Origin of the sequence: Alkalibaculum bacchi (assembly GCF_937875145.1) — a bacterium.
In the GTDB taxonomy this organism is placed as follows: Bacteria; Bacillota; Clostridia; order Eubacteriales; family Alkalibacteraceae; genus Alkalibaculum; species Alkalibaculum bacchi_A.
Genome location: NZ_CALNCS010000250.1, coordinates 1 through 19,146, shown reverse-complemented (window position 1 = coordinate 19,146; position 19,146 = coordinate 1). Strand labels below are relative to the sequence as shown.

Annotated in this window: 16 protein-coding genes; 12 read left to right on the top strand and 4 right to left on the bottom strand. The window is 35.2% G+C overall.

Going from position 1 to position 19,146, the window contains the following annotated elements; genetic code table 11:
• The 3 genes from atpD to Q7P22_RS14265 all read left to right on the top strand — a co-directional run.
• A partial coding sequence (atpD, locus tag Q7P22_RS14275; protein WP_303865053.1) for a F0F1 ATP synthase subunit beta occupies window positions 1-1,152 on the top strand: 1,152 nt, incomplete at its 5' end.
• A gap of 12 nt (window positions 1,153-1,164) precedes the next feature.
• Window positions 1,165-1,557, top strand: coding sequence for an ATP synthase F1 subunit epsilon (atpC, locus tag Q7P22_RS14270; protein ID WP_113920307.1), 393 nt, complete (start codon window positions 1,165-1,167; stop codon window positions 1,555-1,557).
• Between the two features lie 227 nt (window positions 1,558-1,784).
• Entirely contained in the window at window positions 1,785-2,687 is a 903-nt protein-coding gene (locus Q7P22_RS14265) for a DMT family transporter (protein ID WP_303865052.1), read from the top strand.
• A gap of 195 nt (window positions 2,688-2,882) precedes the next feature.
• Here Q7P22_RS14265 and Q7P22_RS14260 read toward each other — a convergent pair whose 3' ends face one another.
• The gene (locus tag Q7P22_RS14260; protein ID WP_303865051.1) at window positions 2,883-4,520 is read right to left on the bottom strand and encodes a Na/Pi cotransporter family protein; all 1,638 of its coding nucleotides are present in this window, start codon (window positions 4,518-4,520) and stop codon (window positions 2,883-2,885) included.
• A 527-nt stretch (window positions 4,521-5,047) separates the two neighbouring features.
• On the opposite strand from Q7P22_RS14260, the gene gltX reads away from it, so the two are divergent.
• The 3 genes from gltX to Q7P22_RS14245 all read left to right on the top strand — a co-directional run bounded on the left by gltX (window position 5,048) and on the right by Q7P22_RS14245 (window position 8,056).
• Window positions 5,048-6,691 (top strand): glutamate--tRNA ligase, encoded by a 1,644-nt coding sequence (gene gltX / locus Q7P22_RS14255; RefSeq protein ID WP_303865050.1) that lies wholly within the window; start codon window positions 5,048-5,050, stop codon window positions 6,689-6,691.
• Between the two features lie 403 nt (window positions 6,692-7,094).
• A complete protein-coding gene (locus tag Q7P22_RS14250) occupies window positions 7,095-7,757 on the top strand; it encodes an AzlC family ABC transporter permease (protein WP_242981717.1) in 663 nt (220 codons plus the stop codon).
• Window positions 7,754-8,056 carry an AzlD domain-containing protein gene (locus Q7P22_RS14245; protein ID WP_278278695.1) on the top strand — a complete coding sequence of 101 codons (303 nt, stop codon included), beginning with the start codon at window positions 7,754-7,756 and terminating at the stop codon, window positions 8,054-8,056. The genes Q7P22_RS14250 and Q7P22_RS14245 overlap by 4 nt, the downstream gene beginning before the upstream one ends.
• A 223-nt stretch (window positions 8,057-8,279) precedes the next feature.
• Here Q7P22_RS14245 and Q7P22_RS14240 read toward each other — a convergent pair whose 3' ends face one another.
• Window positions 8,280-9,956 carry a Na/Pi cotransporter family protein gene (locus Q7P22_RS14240; protein WP_303865049.1) on the bottom strand — a complete coding sequence of 559 codons (1,677 nt, stop codon included), beginning with the start codon at window positions 9,954-9,956 and terminating at the stop codon, window positions 8,280-8,282.
• A 260-nt stretch (window positions 9,957-10,216) separates the two neighbouring features.
• On the opposite strand from Q7P22_RS14240, the gene upp reads away from it, so the two are divergent.
• From upp to Q7P22_RS14210, 6 genes are all read left to right on the top strand, one after another.
• Window positions 10,217-10,858, top strand: coding sequence for a uracil phosphoribosyltransferase (gene upp / locus Q7P22_RS14235; protein WP_303865048.1), 642 nt, complete (start codon window positions 10,217-10,219; stop codon window positions 10,856-10,858).
• A gap of 229 nt (window positions 10,859-11,087) precedes the next feature.
• On the top strand, window positions 11,088-12,764 hold the full coding sequence (gene ilvD, locus Q7P22_RS14230) for a dihydroxy-acid dehydratase (RefSeq protein WP_303865055.1): 1,677 nt from the start codon (window positions 11,088-11,090) through the stop codon (window positions 12,762-12,764).
• 325 nt (window positions 12,765-13,089) lie between these two features.
• On the top strand, window positions 13,090-13,758 hold the full coding sequence (locus tag Q7P22_RS14225; RefSeq protein ID WP_303865047.1) for a TVP38/TMEM64 family protein: 669 nt from the start codon (window positions 13,090-13,092) through the stop codon (window positions 13,756-13,758).
• A gap of 157 nt (window positions 13,759-13,915) precedes the next feature.
• Entirely contained in the window at window positions 13,916-15,091 is a 1,176-nt protein-coding gene (locus Q7P22_RS14220; RefSeq protein ID WP_303865046.1) for a cation diffusion facilitator family transporter, read from the top strand.
• Between the two features lie 64 nt (window positions 15,092-15,155).
• A complete protein-coding gene (gene recQ / locus Q7P22_RS14215; RefSeq protein WP_303865045.1) occupies window positions 15,156-17,006 on the top strand; it encodes a DNA helicase RecQ in 1,851 nt (616 codons plus the stop codon).
• 7 nt (window positions 17,007-17,013) lie between these two features.
• Window positions 17,014-17,718, top strand: coding sequence for an ABC transporter ATP-binding protein (locus Q7P22_RS14210; protein WP_303865054.1), 705 nt, complete (start codon window positions 17,014-17,016; stop codon window positions 17,716-17,718).
• A 98-nt stretch (window positions 17,719-17,816) separates the two neighbouring features.
• Here the strand turns inward: Q7P22_RS14210 and Q7P22_RS14205 are convergent, their stop codons facing one another.
• Both Q7P22_RS14205 and Q7P22_RS14200 read right to left on the bottom strand, forming a co-directional pair.
• Window positions 17,817-18,695, bottom strand: a complete 879-nt coding sequence (locus Q7P22_RS14205) for a formate/nitrite transporter family protein (RefSeq protein WP_303865044.1) — start codon at window positions 18,693-18,695, stop codon at window positions 17,817-17,819.
• A gap of 116 nt (window positions 18,696-18,811) precedes the next feature.
• On the bottom strand, window positions 18,812-19,146 hold a 335-nt coding region (locus tag Q7P22_RS14200), incomplete at its 5' end, for a hypothetical protein (RefSeq protein ID WP_303865043.1).

Here is a 19,146-nt window from a genome sequence, read left to right as displayed (position 1 = left end):
ACTACATTAGGGCGAATGGTAAATGTATTAGGAGAACCAATTGATGGAAAACCTCCTGTCAAAAGCAAAATGAAATACCCTATTCATCGCCCTGCACCATCCTTTGAAGAGCAACAAACAGAGCCAGAGATTTTAGAAACTGGTATTAAAGTAGTAGATTTGATTGCTCCTTATACTAAGGGTGGTAAGATTGGCTTATTCGGTGGAGCAGGTGTAGGTAAGACTGTTTTAATCCAAGAATTAATCAATAATATAGCGAAAGAACATGGGGGACTCTCTGTTTTTGCTGGAGTAGGTGAGCGAACGAGAGAGGGAAATGACCTCTATTATGAAATGATTGAATCAGGCGTTATCGAGAAAACAGCCTTATGTTTTGGTCAAATGAATGAGCCTCCTGGAGCGAGAATGAGAGTTGGTCTAACAGGACTTACTATGGCAGAGTATTTTAGGGAAGAAGCAGGTCAAGACGTTCTCCTGTTTATCGACAATATATTCCGTTTTACTCAAGCAGGTTCAGAAATTTCTGCTCTTTTAGGAAGAATGCCAAGTGCGGCAGGATATCAGCCTACTTTGGCTACAGAAATGGGCGCATTACAAGAGAGAATCACTTCTACTAGTAGAGGATCCATCACCTCTGTACAGGCAGTATATGTTCCAGCGGATGACTTAACAGACCCGGCTCCAGCGACAACATTTGCGCATCTAGATGCTACAACGGTACTAAGTCGATCTATCGCAGAAAAAGGAATTTATCCAGCTGTAGATCCTCTTGATTCAACATCTAGAGCATTGGATCCTAAAGTTGTAGGTGAAGACCATTATCAAACAGCTAGGGAAGTACAAGAGATACTACAAAGGTACAAGGATCTGCAGGATATTATAGCTATACTAGGTATGGATGAACTGTCTGACGAAGATAAGATTATCGTTAGCCGTGCTAGAAAAGTAGAACGATTCCTGTCACAACCTTTCCATGTAGCAGAGCAATTTACTGGTTTTGAAGGTAAATATGTGCCTATCTCTGAAACGATTAGAGGTTTCCAAGAAATTTTACAAGGAAAACACGACGATCTACCAGAAGCAGCATTCTTACTTGTTGGAACCATTGAAGATGCTGTGAAAAAAGCTCAATCAATGAAAGCATCGAAATGAGGCTAGGATAATATGGCATTTAACTTACAAATCATTGCGGTAGATCGAGTTTTTTTTGAAGGGGAAGTAGGCAAAATCATCCTAAAAGGTACTGAAGGAGAATTGGCTGTATTACCCCACCACACCCCTCTAACTACAACCCTAGCGGAAGGTGAAATAAAAATATTTCTTGAGGATAAAACAAAAAAAAGTGCAAGCTTAATGGGCGGATTTGTAAAAATCGGAAAAGATAAAACTGTGATTTTAACTGAAGCAGCAGAATGGCCTGGTGAGATTGACGTAGACAGGGCATTAGCTGCAAAGGAAAGAGCAGAGAAAATGCTAAAAGATTCTAATGCAAATCAAGCTAGAGCAATGGCTGCCTTAAGAAGAGCTCTCGTACGATTAGATTTAACGGAAAAGTAATTGCTTTTACTTCTAAAAGGATATTGTGTGTTAATATTCTTTTAGAAGTATTTTTTTTGATGAATTACTATGCAATTCTTTGTAGGGCCTTTCTGCGAAAATTTACTTAAGAGCAGGTATTCTTATAAAAAATATGATACTATTGTAGATGATTTTAAGAAAGAAATTCATTTTTAGTTGTTTGAAGACGCAGTTATGGTACAAAGTAAAAATCAGGGGGATATTTTATGGGAGGTTATAATAAAAAAGTATATATATCAGTAGCCGTGTATACATTGATTGTCGGTTTATCATTTATGTTCTTAAAAATTGCTTTAGAGTCAGCAGATCCAATTGATTTATTAGCATATCGATTTTCAGCTGCATTTATAGGTCTTTTCATTGCGTATGGATTTAGATGGATTAAGGTTGAATTTAGCAAAGAAAGAATGATAAAAATCATCCCCATATCTCTATTTTATCCTTTGGGCTTTTTTTCGTTGCAAGCATTTGCTCTTCAATATATTTCTTCCGCAGAAGGAGGCATTTTACTAGCTGCATCTCCTATATTTACATTAATTCTAGCAACTTACTTTTTAAAAGAGAGGACGACGATTTTTCAGAAGTTTTCAATTTTAATATCTGTAATAGGTGTAATGTATATAGCGATAAATAAGGGGGTTAATCTAGAATTTAATAATTTAAAAGGCACCATTTTAATGCTATTAGCAGCTTTATCTACATCTAGCTATAGCGTTATGGCAAGAAAGATGAGGAAGGACTTTAGCCATCTCGAAATAAGCTCTATTATGATTTTAATTGGTTTTATTGCTTTTAATGTGTTGTCTGTAGGTAAACATATCACGAATGGTACATTAAGTGATTTTTTCGTACCTTTATCAAATCTTAGTTTTATAATATCTATAATGTATTTAGGTGTACTTTCTTCTTTAGGAACATCCATTATGAACAACTATATTTTATCTAAAATAGAAGCCTCTAAAATGGGCGTTTTCGCTAATCTGTCTACGGTTATTACAACCATTGCAGGAGCAGTGTTCTTAAAAGAAACAATTGTATATTATCATATCATAGGCTCCATTCTTATTGTAGGAGGAGTCTTAGGAGTTCATTTTTCAGATAAAAAATAGTGTGGATTAAGAGAAGACTAAGTATTTGCTTTATTTTGCAAATGCCTAGTCTTAAAGAAGTAGTAACTAGAGCAAAAGAAAAATTCTATTATTTAAAGACCATAATATGCTTATCATTATTTCTTTTAATAGTAAAATGACCTTAAAGGAGTACCCTAATACTAGTGACTAAAGACTAAAGTGTCCAAGCACTTTTTATAAATGTGACAACAAATTTTCATCAACTAAAGTCATATAGACTTTATACAAGTGGTCTGCCATTCGTTCCATGTGACCAATTAAATCTACAAATATGGCTCCAGATTCTACATTACATATATCGTTTTCAAGTCGTTTGATGTGATTATCAAGTAGTGCGTTATAAAAGGAATCTGCTTGATCTTCTAATCTCTTCATTTCATCTACCTTAGAGTAATCACGGTTTTCAATACTATCTATAGTGATAGAAATCATTGTTGTTAAAATATTTTTATATACATCTATTTCTTTTTGTGATAGTTCTGAAAAAGGTAATTGTTTATCAACTTTGGTGCTGATATTTTTTAAGTATTCTATGGTACGATCTCCAACTCGTTCGATATTATTAATGGAATTTATAAAGGCTGGTATCATAGCAGAATATTGATTCGTAAGTCCTTGCTTTGATATGTCTACTACAAAGGATGTAATATCAATTTGTATCTTGTTTAAGATATCTTCATCTTTATTAATTTCATCCAAGCATTTCATGCTATTTTCATAAAGAGCAGTAAGGGATTTATCGATCATATGCTTGACTATGTCTAGTGCTCTAAGTGTCTCCTGCAATGTAGCCTGAAATGCCGCTACTGGCGAAGTTAAAAGATTTTTGTCTAAGTGTTCAAATGTGTCTTCATTCTTATCTACAATTATTTTTTCTAAAAATGTAACATATACTTTATGGAATGGCAAAAACACCAATGCACTTACTACATTAAATACAGTATGAGAGTTGGCAATTTGAAGCCCAATTTCTGAACTGCCATACATAATTTGAGTAAAGAACTCTATGAGGTTGATAAAAGGTCCAATTAGAATTGCACAGATCGCAACGCCAATAATATTGTATAAGGTATGTGCCCAAGCGGTTCTTCTAGCATTAATATTACCAGTTGCACTGGCTAACTGAGCAGTAATACATGTACCGATATTATCTCCAAGCATAATGGCAATTGCACCAGGTAAGGTGATAACACCTGCCTGTCCTAACATGAGCACTAAACCAACGGTAGCACTACTACTATGAACCATAGCAGTGGCAACTGCACCTAGTATAATCCCTATTATAGTAATAGAGGCATAATCTTGGAAGAACAATCGGATGGACTCGCTTTCTTGAATAAACGGAACACCTGAGTTTAAAATCTTTAAGCCTAAAAACATTATGCCAAATCCCATGATGGCACTGCCTATATTTTTAATAACGTCTTTCTTTGCAAAATAAGATATAGCAAAGCCTAGACCTAAAACAGGTAAAGCTATTTCTGTAAGTTTAAATTTAAAACTAAATGCCATGAGTTGGGCTGTAACAGTGGTACCAATATTGGCACCATAGATAATTCCAATAGCTTGAGATAGGTTCATTAAACCAGAATTAACAAAGCCGACAGTTAATACAGTTATAGCCGTACTGCTTTGAACGAGTACAGTCGTTGCAATACCCACAAAAAAAGCGCTCCAGATATTTCCGGTTAGAACAGACAATATTTTTTTCATTAGTTTTCCAGAAGCTCTCTCTAAGCCGTCTCCCATCATGTCCACTCCATACATGAGAAGGGCGGTCCCACCGATAAGACCAAAAATAAATTCTATCATTCATTTCCTCCTAAATTATTTTGCATTGTTTACAAATGCGTGTCGAGTTTAGTAATAATATGTAATAAATACAGAATCATTTTATATTAAGTGCCATTGTTCTGCAATGAATATTTTCATAGAATCAAAATAAAACATCTTGAAATTTACAATTTTATTATATTAGTAATCTTATTGGATATGAAGTCTTTATATTCTTTATATTATTACAAATAATTAGAAAACCATAGAATTACTTAATAAATTAGTGTATAATTATTGGGTGAAATCAAGGGTTGGATTCCCTTATACGTCACCATTTTGTATATAAGGACGGTTTTTCGTGTAATAGACGAGGGAAGCCGTCTTTCGTTTCGTTTAGCGAAAAGCTGAATGTGGAAAGGAAAAACTCACCGAAGGTGACAAAACTTCCGCTTTACGCTTTCAGCGCTTTTAGAATGAAGTAACATTTAGAAACTGCTAAAGCCAGTAACAAGGCGTGGAAGTCGCTTACTATATATAAAATATAAAAGAATCGAGGATGAAAAATGGACAATAAAAAATTAGCTGAATTGCTTTTTCCAGAAATAACAAAGTCAATATCTTATTACGAAGATACTGTATTTCCTAATAGAAATTTAAGTGAGAGGGCGAAAGTTACACGATTGGCGCCAAGTCCAACAGGTTTTATTCACTTAGGAAATCTTTATGGAGCTTTTGTAGACGAACGCTTGGCTCATCAAAGCCATGGCGTATTTATGCTTCGCATAGAAGATACAGATGAAAAAAGAAAAGTAGAAGGTGCTGTAGAAACCATCATCTCCTCCTTAGAGTATTTTGACTTAAAGTTTGATGAAGGCGCTACAATTGATGGAGAAATAGGGAATTATGGACCTTATTTTCAAAGCCATCGAGGAGAAATCTATCAGACTGTCGCCAAGTATTTAGTAGAAATAGGTAGAGCCTATCCGTGTTTTTGCTCAGAAGAGGAATTGGCAGAAATCAGAAAACAACAAGTAGAAGAAAATGTGAACACAGGTTACTACGGTAAATGGGCAAAAGACCGAGATTTGACTTTAGAACAAATTACAGAACATCTAAAGAACAATAAACCATATGTTCTGCGCCTAAAATCCATGGGGAAAGAAGAAGACACCTTTGAAATAGAAGATGCCATTAGAGGTAAACTTACAATACCTGTAAACAATCAAGATATCGTCATCTTAAAGGCTAACGGCATTCCTACTTATCATTTTGCCCATGTTGTAGATGATCACCTAATGAAAGTTACTCATGTAGTAAGAGGTGAAGAGTGGCTTTCTACTTTACCGATTCACTATGAGTTGTTTACTTTATTAAAGTGGGATTTGCCAGTGTATTGCCATACAGCTCATTTAATGAAGATGGATGATGGAGTGAAGAGAAAGCTTTCTAAGAGAAAAGATCCTGAATTAGGGCTAAACTATTACAAAAGTCTAGGTTATCATCCTGCATCGGTAAGAGAGTACTTGATGACGATTTTAAACTCAAACTTTGAAGAGTGGAGAATTGAAAATCCAGAGAAGAATATTAATGAGTTTGAATTTACTCTAAGCAAGATGAGTAATTCAGGAGCTTTATTTGATTTAGACAAACTGAATGACATTAGCAAAAATGTTATGCTTAAAATACCAGCAGAAGAAATTTACGAATTTTTCCTACAATGGGCTAAAGAGTACAAGGGCGATATCGTAGCGTTATTGACTGCTCACAAAGAAGAGGTTGTAAAATTATTATCTGTTGGAAGAGAAGATCGCAATCCACGTAAAGATTTAATCTACTGTAAGCAAATTCTTGAATTTATCTCTTATTACTTTGATGAATTCTTTAAAGTGGAAGACCCTTATCCTGAAAACATGGATGAATCTGAAGCAAAGATGCTTTTAAGAGCTTATTTAGATACCTATAACCACGGTGACGATCAAAGTGAGTGGTTTGCTAAGATTAGAGAAATTGCTGTAGCCAATGGATACGCTGCAAAACCAAAAGACTTTAAGAAAAACCCAGATCAATACAAAGGTCATGTAGGCGACGTAAGCACTGTTGTTCGACTAGCGATAGTAGGCAAAGCAATATCTCCAGATGTGTGGTCTATACAGCAGATCATGGGTGAAAATCGGGTTATGAAGAGATTAGAAAAGGCAATTGGATAAATAGGTGGTAAGGTGGTAAGGTGGTAAGGTGGTCAGCAAAACCTCCTCTCGCCTTCGGGTGAGGTAAAGACCTAAGCGCTTACCCCACGTCATCCAGAACGAAGTGAAGGATCCGTGCGAATTAACTACAAGAATTCACAGTATGTAAACTCTGATAATTCATTTATAGAATGATAGAACAAAAAAGTAACACTGGCGCATACTCGAAAGAATGTGAGATCCTTCGTCTCAAGCTCCTCAGGATGACCTAAGCAGTAACTAGGGTTAATTTAGTGTATCCAGGCACTTTCTTAAAAATGGAGGTTGTAGTAGAATGGACACAAATTCCATATGCAAAAGAGACAGAAACACTCCTTTAGATAGAACCTTTATCATAGATGTAAAAGATGGTTTTAAAAAAGGCATGCCTATTATGCTTGGTTATATACCTGTATCTTTTACATTTGGTTTAATGGCTGTACAGGGAGGAATTCCTGTTTGGATTGCTTTAGTAATTTCTATGACGAATCTTACATCAGCAGGTCAGTTTGCTGGAGTAAATCTTATTATTGGTGGAGGTTCTTTATTTGAACTTTGTGTGAGTATGTTTGTTATTAATATTCGCTACATGCTTATGTCCTTATCTTTATCTCAAAAGATTATGCCACTGTCCCTTATAAAGAGAGCAGCTATTGCCTTCGGCATAACAGATGAAATATTTGCAGTGGCTTCTTTAGAAAAAAGACAAATTACATTTGGCTATATGATGGGGCTTATTGGAGGACCCTACTGTGGCTGGGCTCTTGGAACCCTTCTTGGAGGCTTGACAACTTCCATTTTACCTCCTGTTTTACAAGACTCTATGGGAATTGCACTATACGCTATGTTTATAGCTTTAATCATTCCAGCAGCTAAATATTCTAAAGCAGCTCTAATAGTAATACTTGTAGCTGTAGGAATTAGCTCTTTATTTACATATACTCCTGTTCTAAAAGAAATTTCCATAGGTTGGGTAGTTATTTTAGCGGCAGTGGTGGCATCAGCATTGGGCGCTTTGCTTTTTCCTAGAGAGGATGAAGAAACTTGAATAATATATTGCTTCCAGTGGCTATGATGGCACTTATCACTTATGGCATTCGATTTTTGCCTCTAGGCCTTTTTACAAAAAAGATTACCTCTCCATTTATTAAGTCCTTTTTATACTACATACCATATGCTGTCCTTGGAGCTATGACTTTTCCTAGTATTCTTTACTCCACAGAAAATATGTATTTTTCTTTAGGGGGAACACTAGTAGCAATTCTTCTTGCATATTTTGAAAAAAGTCTTTTGACTGTTGCAATAAGTGCTGTAATGACCGTTTTAGTTTTAGGGCTTTTATTTTAAATAGGATTATGGATGGATTTGAGAAAATAAGGATGTAAAAGGAGCAAATTACTTAGTAATTTGCTCCTTTTTTTAAGCGAATAGGAAAGTTCTACTTTTAAATTTTACTACTATATAAGTTATCTTTATATGTAGTTGAATCTTTGACCTGCCAGACTTGAACCTAGCACTGATGGCTAGAAGCTGATTGCTGATATCTAAAGTGCCAAAGGCACTTTCTTGCTTAATCTAAAATCAACTCTGCTATATTGGTAGCGTGATCTCCTATTCTCTCTAAATTACCTATGATGTCTAGGAAAATCACACCAGTAGCTGGCTTACATATTTGTTTATTCAGTCTGTCGATGTGGCCTGTCCTTAATTGCTCTTCCATAGTGTTAATTTCTTCTTCCTTCTTAAGGACCTTTACAGCCATAGAACGATCATATGTCTCAATGGCTTTAATAGCATTTTGGCTCGTCTCAATAACGGTACTCATCATTATTTTTAATTCATCAACTGCTGTATGACTAAAACTAACCTTATTATCAATACGATACTGAGCTAGTTCAGCTAAATTATCGGCATGGTCGCTGATTCTCTCTATATTGTGAATACAATTATATAAATTTAAAACACGGTTATGTTCTTTCTCAGATAAAGATTTGTTTGATAATAGTACTAGATACTCGGTAATATCTTTCTCAAATTCATTTACTAGTTTTTCTCTGTTTCGGACTTTTTCACATAATACCTCATCTTTGTTTAGAAGAGCTTCTACGGATTGGGTCAAATTCTTATTTGCAAGACCACCCATTCTTACAACTTCCTTTACTAATTGACCGATAGCAATAGATGGATTTTCCATGATACGTTCATCAAATTGAACCCTAAGTTCCTCAGGATTAATTTGATCCGGCAATAATCGGTCTATAAAGCGAACCATCGGAGTCATAAAAGGAAGCAAAATAAGCATATTCGTAGTATTAAATATAGTATGGAAATTAGCAATTTGTCTATTTATATCAGGTATGCTTTGACCATCTATAATTCGATTGCCTGATATTGTGGCTAAAAACTCAAAAAATGGATTGTTGCCATTTGTAACGGAATTGATCACCCCTAGTAAGATCATTACCCAAATAGAACCCATGATATTGACAAATAAATGTATGATCGCAGCTTTCTTTGCTGTTACATTAGTACCAATACAGGATAATAATGCAGTTGCACAAGTACCAATATTCATCCCTAATATAATAGGGATAATGATAGCTAGGGGGCTTGTTCCAGCTATGCCATCAAAAGCACCAGATATAGCTACTGCTTGAAGTAGACCAACTGTGGCACTACTGCTTTGTATAATAGCTGTAATTCCTGCACCGGCTAGTAAACCAAGAAGAGGGTTCTGCCCAAAAGAAATTAAAATATCAATAAATCCTTGATTATCTCTTAATGGTCTCATAACATCAGACATGGTATTAATGCCTACAAATAATATACCAAAACCCAAAATAATTCCACCAATTTGTCGGCTTTTCTTCTTCTTTGCAAAGAGCGATACAAGTACACCTATACCTATAAATAAGGGTGCGATACCTGCAATATCAAATGCGATTAATTGTGCGGTAATTGTAGTACCAATATTAGCACCAAGTATGACACCAGCAGCTTGCATTAAGTTCATTAGTCCAGCATTAACAAATCCAACAATCATTACTGTTGTAGTACTAGAGCTTTGTACAATCATAGTCACAACAGTACCCACAAAGATCGCCATAATCCTATTATTTGTTAAAATTTCTAAAAGACGTTTCATTCGATCCCCGGCAACGGATTTTAAACCATCTGACATAAGATTCATTCCATAAATAAATAGTCCCAAACCTCCTATGAGACCAATCGTCATCTCTAAAGTCATCTTGTCCTCCTTAATAATAATAATAACCTACAATATGATAACAGATAAATCGATAAAATTAAACAAATATTGCTTGTGATTAATATATTATTAATATTATCAGAATATAAGTGATATTAGAAGTAGGATTTTTTATTGTGAATTGTTTTAAACTAGGTAATTTAGTATTAAGACTTATTATATTTCATGTACAAAAGCGACATATTGTGCTAAAATAAAATGAATTTTAGACTAATAGATTTACGTAGGAGGAGCTTATTATGATAGATGAACAAGACAATGTGTATATTTTTAATCACCCAATGATTCAACACAAAATCTCGCTTTTAAGAGATAAAAATACCAACTCAAAGTCCTTTAGAGAATTGGTAGAAGAAGTATCTATGCTGATGGCTTATGAAGTTACAAAAGACTTTCCATTAACAGAAATAGAAATTGAAACACCTATAGCAAAGACAAAGACGAAAGTTTTAACGGATAAAAAAGTTACCCTAGTGCCAATTTTAAGAGCTGGCTTAGGAATGGTAGAAGGAATGTTAAAAATAATTCCAACTGCAAGGGTAGGTCATATTGGATTATATCGCGATCACGATACAAAAGAACCTGTAGAATATTACTGTAAACTTCCTGCAAATGCAGATGAAAGTGAAGTAATTGTACTTGATCCAATGTTAGCTACAGGTGGTTCAGGATCTGCTGCTATTCAGTTCATCAAAGATAGAGGCGTTAAAAACATAAAATGGGTTTGTATTATTGCTTCAGTAGAAGGTGTTGAAAGAATACACAAAGACCATCCAGATGTTCCGATTTTCTGCGCTGCAGTAGATCAAGATCTAAATGAAAACGCCTATATCGTTCCAGGATTAGGCGACGCTGGAGATCGAATTTTTGGAACAAAATAAGTTCTAAGTTGTAAGATCTATGTTCTATGTAAAAGCATTTAGTCACCTTTGGGTGACTTTTTGTTTTTACTTAGAACTTAAAACATAGAACTTAGAACTGAAATGTATTCGTTATCTAGTAGTTGCGCCCTTGTCAAAAATGGATGGATGTATTAAAATAGAAATATTAATCAACAAAAATAGAACTTTACATATACAATTTTCAGAATATTTTGAAAGGGATGAAGAAATGAGAAGTGATTCAGTAAAAAAAGGAATGCAACAAGCTCCACATCGTTCTTTGTTTAATGCTCTTGGTATGACTAAAGAAGAATTAGAAAGACCTCTTATCGGTATTGTAAGCTCCTATAATGAAATTGTCCCAGGGCATATGAATTTAGATAAAATTGTAGATGCAGTAAAAATGGGCGTTGCTATGGCAGGTGGTACGCCAGTTGTTATCCCAGCTATTGCAGTTTGCGATGGGATTGCCATGGGGCATCTGGGAATGAAGTACTCTCTTGTGACTAGAGATTTAATCGCTGATTCTACAGAAGCGATGACAATGGCTCACGCTTTTGATGGACTGGTTATGGTACCTAATTGCGATAAAAATGTTCCAGGCCTATTAATGGCGGCCGCTAGAGTTAATATTCCTACGATTTTTGTAAGTGGTGGCCCTATGTTAGCAGGGAGAGTAAAAGGACAAAAAACTAGTTTATCTTCTATGTTTGAGGCAGTAGGCGCTTATAGTGCAGGAAAGATGAGCCTTGAGGATGTAGAAGAATTTGAAAACAAAGTTTGTCCAACTTGTGGATCTTGCTCTGGTATGTATACTGCAAACAGTATGAATTGTCTTACAGAAGTGATCGGAATGGCGCTTAAAGGAAATGGAACCATTCCAGCTGTATACTCTGCACGAATTCAATTGGCAAAACATGCTGGAATGAAAATCATGGAATTACTAGAAAAAGATATTAAACCAAGGGATATTATGACAGAAGATGCTTTTATGAATGCATTAGCTGTAGATATGGCTCTTGGATGTAGCACAAATACCATGCTTCATTTACCAGCTATAGCTCATGAATCAGGAGTAAAGCTAAACCTAGATATTGCAAATGAAATTAGTGCTAGAACGCCAAACTTATGTCATTTAGCTCCTGCGGGACACACCTATATTGAAGAATTAAATGAAGCAGGTGGCGTTTACGCAGTCATGAATGAATTAAATAAGAAAAAACTTATTAAGACGGATTTAATAACATGTACAGGTAAAACTGTTGGAGAAAATATAAAAGATTGTATCAATACAGATCCGGAAGTCATTCGACCGATTGAAAAACCGTATAGTGAAACAGGTGGAATCGCAGTATTAAAGGGGAATTTAGCTCCAGATTCTTGCGTAGTAAAACGATCTGCTGTTGCCCCTGAAATGATGAAACACGAAGGTCCAGCTAGAGTATTTGACTGTGAGGAAGATGCCATTACAGCTATTAAGGACGGAAAAATTGTAGCTGGAGATGTAGTAGTCATCCGATATGAAGGTCCAAAAGGTGGTCCAGGTATGCGAGAAATGTTAAATCCAACTTCAGCCATTGCAGGCATGGGATTAGGTAGCACTGTTGCTCTAATTACAGATGGTCGGTTTAGTGGAGCTTCTAGGGGTGCATCTATTGGCCATGTTTCTCCAGAAGCAGCAGTAGGAGGAAATATCGCCTTGATTGAAGAAGGGGATCTTATCAAAATCGACATCAATGCAAATACCATTGATTTTGAAGTATCTAAGGAAGAATTAGAAAAAAGAAGGGCAAACTGGAAACCAAGAGCACCAAAAGTGACAACAGGTTACTTAGCTCGTTACGCACATCTAGTAACATCTGCAGACAAAGGCGCAATCTTACAATTACCTGGAATAGAAGAGTAAATAGATAAGGGGCGAGTCACTTAGTGATTTGCTCTTTTTTTATTAGGTGGTCAGCAAATATGCGACTTATGTCGCAGTGAGTAGTGAACAAGGAAAAGTTATAATCAGACCATGTAAGGTGTTGTATGTTTGTACTATTCAATGTTCATTTTTCATTGTTTAATTGATATAAAATTTTTGTATTATATAGTATATACTTTGATAGTTCGTTCGTAGGGGATCTTCGCTTCGCTCTAGATGACTTTGTTTGCGAAGTGCACATTCTGTCAAACGGTTTAACCAACTTCCATTTGGGCAAGCTATTTATATAAGGAGTGTATAGAAGATGGAACGCAAGACCACACAATCATTATTAAGGTTTATTAAAATACTGCCCATTGCTCTGATTATCATTGGGATTGTTGTTGGATTTCAGTTTAAAGATATCAGTGTGGCGGATATTGTAAAATACACACCTGAAAACCCATTTCTTGCAGCCTGTATTTTAATTGGATTATACGCTTTAAAGTCTATTTCGATTGTCTTTCCTCTAATTGTTTTAAATATAAGTGCGGGTATGCTTTTTTCGCCATTGTGGGCAATTATGGTTAATATTATTGGCTCCTTTGTCACATCTGTGATTCCTTATTTTATTGGAAAATTTGTGGGCAGAGGTTTTGTTATGAAGATCATGAGAAAGCATAAAAAATTTGACGACGTAACTAAGATGTCTATCGTTCAAAATCCATGGTTTTATTCTTATTTTTTAAGAGTCGTAAGCGTGCTACCTGGTGATCTAGTGAGTATGCTTTTAGGCTCTTTTAAATTAAAATTTACACCCTATATTTTAGGATCTTTGTTGGGGATTTTTCCTGGTATGTTAGCTGCAACTTTTATGGGCACGGCCATTTCAAATCCTAGCTCACCTGAATTTATAATTGCCTTAGTGGGAACTGTTCTTTTGTCAGTGGTGTCTTATTTTGTCTACCGAAGGTGGAAAAATAAAACAATGTAGGATTGAGAACGCAAAATGCACGATTTAATAACAATCGTTTAACCATTGTTCAATAATAACTCAATAATTGTTCTTTTACTCGAATATTTGCAGTATAAAATAGTATAATAGGAGACAGTATCTTTTATGTAATAAATTCATATGGAGGGAATTGTATTTGACTAATATTCTTATAAAACTATTTGTGAAGGACTATAGAAACACCACAAATTCAAAAGTGCGTCAGCAGTATGGTAAATTTGCCAGCATAGTTGGCGTTGTTACAAATTTAATTCTATTTGCCATTAAGATTGCTGTAGGTGTTGTTTTTAATAGTATTGCCATCACAGCAGATGCCATTAATAATTTATCGGATTCTAGTTCATCTTTTATTACTTTAATTGGATTTAAGATATCTGGAAAGCCGGCAGATAAAGAACATCCATACGGTCATGCTCGAATGGAGTATATTTCTGGATTGATTGTATCCTTTTTAATTTGCTTTTTAGGATTTCAATTATTTCAAAACGCCTTTGACAAAATTCTTCACCCTCAAGAAGCGGAATTTAGCATGATCTCTATAGGTGTATTGATTGTGGCAATACTTGGAAAGCTGTGGCAATACTTGTTTTATAAAAAGATAGCCACATTAATTGATTCCACTACCTTAATAGCTACATCTATAGATAGTAGAAACGATATCTTATCTACAGCAGTAGTTCTCTTAGGTATTATAATCACGTATTATACTGGCTTTAATTTAGATGGGTATTTAGGTCTCGTGGTAGCCATTTTAATCATCATCAGTGGCATAAAATTAATCATGGATACAGTGAGCCCTTTGTTGGGAACCGCTCCATCAGAAGAATTGGTAGAATATATCTATCAGAAAATACTGTCCTATGATGGTATTGTGTCACTACATGATTTGCAAGTGCATAGCTATGGTGAAGGTCAAATTTTTGTGACAGTGCACTGCGAAGTTCCAGCAGAAAAAAATGTTATGGTCAGTCACGATATTGTTGACAATATTGAGCGAAATTTCATGAAAGAAGAAGGAATCAATCTAGTCATTCACCTAGACCCTATTATTACAAGTGACGAAAAGACAAATAAATTGAGAGAAAAAGTAATAAAAACAATCAATAATATCTCTGGAGAATTGAGTTTACACGATTTTCGGGTAGTATGGGGAGTAAGCCATTCTAATCTTATTTTTGATGTAGTCGTGCCATATAGCTTTGAATACAGCAATGAAGAATTGATAGAAATCATCGATGATAAAGTAAAAGAAATAGATTCATGTTATAATTGCGTAGTTACGATAGATCATGATTATATACCTGATTACTAAGGTGATAAGCTTACCACCTTAGTATGATATAATCATATGATGAAATGCACTAAGGAGCGGTCATATGATAAAAGATAAGTATGGGGTGTTAAAAGAATATTTTGGTTATGAACAGTTTCGGATGGGGCAGGAGGAGCTTATTGATAGTATACTTCAAGGAAAGGATACTGTGGGCATTATGCCTACTGGTGCAGGAAAATCTATTTGTTTTCAGATACCTGCTGTCTTATTAGAAGGAATTACTTTGGTGATTTCGCCTCTTATATCTTTAATGAAAGATCAAGTAACCACATTGAATCAAGCTGGAATACCGTCAGCTTTTTTAAATAGTTCCTTGTCAAATAGGCAATATTCTCTTGCATTACGATATGCAAAGGAAGGCCGCTATAAAATTATTTATGTTGCGCCGGAAAGATTGACAACTACGCAATTTTTAGAATTCGCCAGTGAAAACAAAATCTCTATGATTAGCGTTGATGAGGCTCACTGTGTATCTCAATGGGGGCAGGATTTTAGACCCAGCTACTTAAAAATCAAGGAATTTATTCATTTGCTTCCATCTCGTCCTATTATTAGCGCTTTTACTGCAACGGCTACGGAAGAAGTAAGAGAGGATATCATTCATATTTTACAACTAAAAAAGCCAAATGTTACGACCACAGGCTTCGATCGACCTAATTTATTTTTTGCAGTGCGAAAACCAAGTAATAAATACGCAGAAGTCTTGAAGATTCTAAAAGCTCATTCAGGTGAGAGTGGCGTCATCTATTGCGCTACGAGAAAAAATGTAGAAGAAGTGTGTAATAATCTAAATCTAGATGGGTATAAAGCTACTCGCTATCATGCAGGATTATCGGATCAAGAGCGTAAAAATAATCAAGAGGCTTTTGTTTACGACAATAGTCCAATTATGGTTGCAACCAATGCCTTCGGCATGGGCATTGACAAGTCTAATGTATCATTTGTCATTCATTATAATATGCCTAAAAATCTAGAGTCTTATTATCAAGAGGCGGGGAGAGCAGGGCGTGATGGGGAGCCAGCTGATTGCATTTTGTTGTATCATGGACAAGATGTAATGACCAACCAATTTTTAATTGAGCACGGTAGCCAAAACGAAGAGCTAGATGAAGAAACATCTAAATTGGTGAAAGAAAAAGATAGGGAACGTTTGAAAATTATGACTTATTACTGTCATACTAGAGATTGCCTAAGGGAGTACATATTAAATTATTTTGATGATAAGAGCGAAAATCATTGTGGTAATTGCTCTAATTGTATGAACAATTTTGAAGAAATTGATATTACAGAAAGAGCAAAAAAAATCATCTCTTGCATAAACAGTGCTCATTCAAGATTTGGCATCAAGGTAATTATCGATACCCTAAGAGGTAGCAAGGCAAAGAAGATTCTTCGCTTAAATTTAGATCAATTGCCCACCTATGGTGTTTGCGCTAGTTTGACTGAAAAAAAACTTCGTAGCATCATCAATTTTTTAGTTCTTAACAAGTATTTATCCATCACAAACTCAGAGTTTCCTACAGTAGGCGTTACTGAAAAGGCAATGGATTTTATGAATGAGGAACATATCTTGACTATGAAGATTGCAGAAGAAGTTGAGGATTTGACGGTAGAACAATCAAAATATAAAAAGCAGAAGAGCGCTGTTTACAAAGAAGTAGATGAAGGGCTTTTTGAAGCTTTACGCCAATTGAGAGGTCAAATAGCGGGGAAGCAAAGGGTTCCTGCCTTTATCATATTTAGTGATGCTACCCTTCGATCTATGTGTCAACTAAGACCTACTACAGAGAGCCAATTTTTAGGTGTATCAGGAGTAGGAGAAGTAAAGATGACCCGTTATGGAAAAGCTTTTATAGACGTAATAATAGACTACGAGAATAATAAGAGGAAGTGAGGACATGATGAAAAAATATATCGAGTTTAAAAATGTAAAAAAGATATACAAAATGGGTGAAGTAGACATTGAAGCTTTATCTGGAGTAGATTTTGCTATAGACAAAGGCGAATTTGTTATTATTGCGGGAGCTAGCGGTGCAGGGAAGAGCACCATACTCAATATTTTAGGTGGAATGGATGGACTTACTTCCGGAAATGTATTTGTAGATGATGTTGAAATAAGCAAATTTAATTCTAAAGAATTAATTAATTATAGAAGACATGATATAGGCTTTGTCTTTCAATTTTACAATTTAGTGCCAAATCTAACAGCAAAAGAAAATATAGAATTAGCTACTCAAATAAGCCACAATCCTCTAAATATTGAGAAGGTTATATCTGGTGTAGGTTTGCAAGATCGAAAGAATAACTTTCCCTCTCAACTGTCTGGAGGAGAACAACAAAGAGTAGCGATAGCTAGAGCATTAGCAAAAAATCCAAAGCTCCTCTTGTGCGATGAACCTACAGGTGCCCTAGATTATAAGACAGGTAAATCCATATTAAAACTCTTACAAGATACGTGCAGAAGTTCAGGAATGACGGTGGTAATCATTACTCACAATCTAGCCTTGACCGATATAGGAGATAAAGTGATTCGAGTAAAGAGCGGAAAGATTAATTCCATTGAAATAAATAAAAATCCCTTGGATGTAGAAAGCATTGAATGGTAATTAGACCATAAGAGTAGTGATGCAAATTTTTCGCTTTCTGTATCCCGCAACGCAATACCCACTGAGAAATATAAAATTTCAATAGCTAATAACTGCAGCTACTCATCCTCAGTCTTATCAGGAATAATTCGATCTGGGTTATTTCTTACGTATACAAACCAATAGGCGCCGGCTGCAAATATGGTTCCTCCAATGATATTACCTAAAGAGACGGGTATGAGATTTCGAGTAAATAAAGTAACCCAATTTAAGTTTGTTAATTGTTCTGTGGTTAACTGAGAAGACATTGCCCAATTCGGGTTAGACTTTGCCATAATGCCTGCAGGAATATAATACATATTTGCAACACTGTGTTCAAAGCCTGAGGTGACAAAAAGCTGTATAGGGAAAAATACCGCAAATAATTTACCGATCATATCTTTAGAGGCATAAGCCATCCACACAGCTAAACATACGAGCCAATTGCACATGATTCCAAGATAAAAAGCGGGCATAAATCCTAATGAGATTTTTCCATAGGCAATTTGTATTGTCATACTTCCTAGACCATAATTTCCACTATTAAATAAAGTAGACTCATTCATCATAAAGGAAATAAGCATAGAGCCTATAAAATTGCCAAGGTAGACGAAGAGCCAGTTGTGAAGAAGTTGGGTGATTTTAATCCTTTTTTCTAATACTCCAGCTATAATAAGAGCATTCCCTGTAAAAAGTTCCCCTCCTGCCACGACAACTAACATAAGGCCTGTTCCAAATAAGGTTCCAGCTAAGGCTCTTCCTAATCCATAGGTTTCAGGTTTACTTAGTAAATTAAAAGTTGCCATATTAGAGCCTTCTGCGGCAAAGGCAATAAACACTCCTGCTAAAATGGCTAAAACAATTTGATTTATTGTGCTTGTTTTTACTTTTTTGACACCTGTTTCAATGGCTTCTAAAGAGATTTCTGCAGGAGTCAAATAAAATCGATCCTTTTTCATTGTAAGTCTCCTTATTCATATCTGTTATAATCTTAAAATACGTATTTTGATATTATTTTATTATGCGCAATAAATCCAATTATTATACTGTCAAAATAGTAAAAACTTAGCAGCCTCTATAGCTCAAGAACATATTTAAGCTTGGCATTTTTGATTTTCTCTTTGATTAGATTATCGATGAGCATAGGGTTTTGGTAGAAAGCGGTGTCACCGCTATTAATGAATGTCCATTTTTTTATAATCTTTATACCGTAGCGGTAGATGCTATGATCGATAAATTTGCTCATAATACTGTAAAATGTAGATTCATTCATATGGTCGGTTTTTATTAGGATTTGGAGTTCAAATTTTAAATCTATTGTTAGATTGACCCATAAATCCATATTGTGCCAATTAAAGAAGATATCTTCTTCATCAATATGAAAATTATTACTACTAAAGGGATTAATAG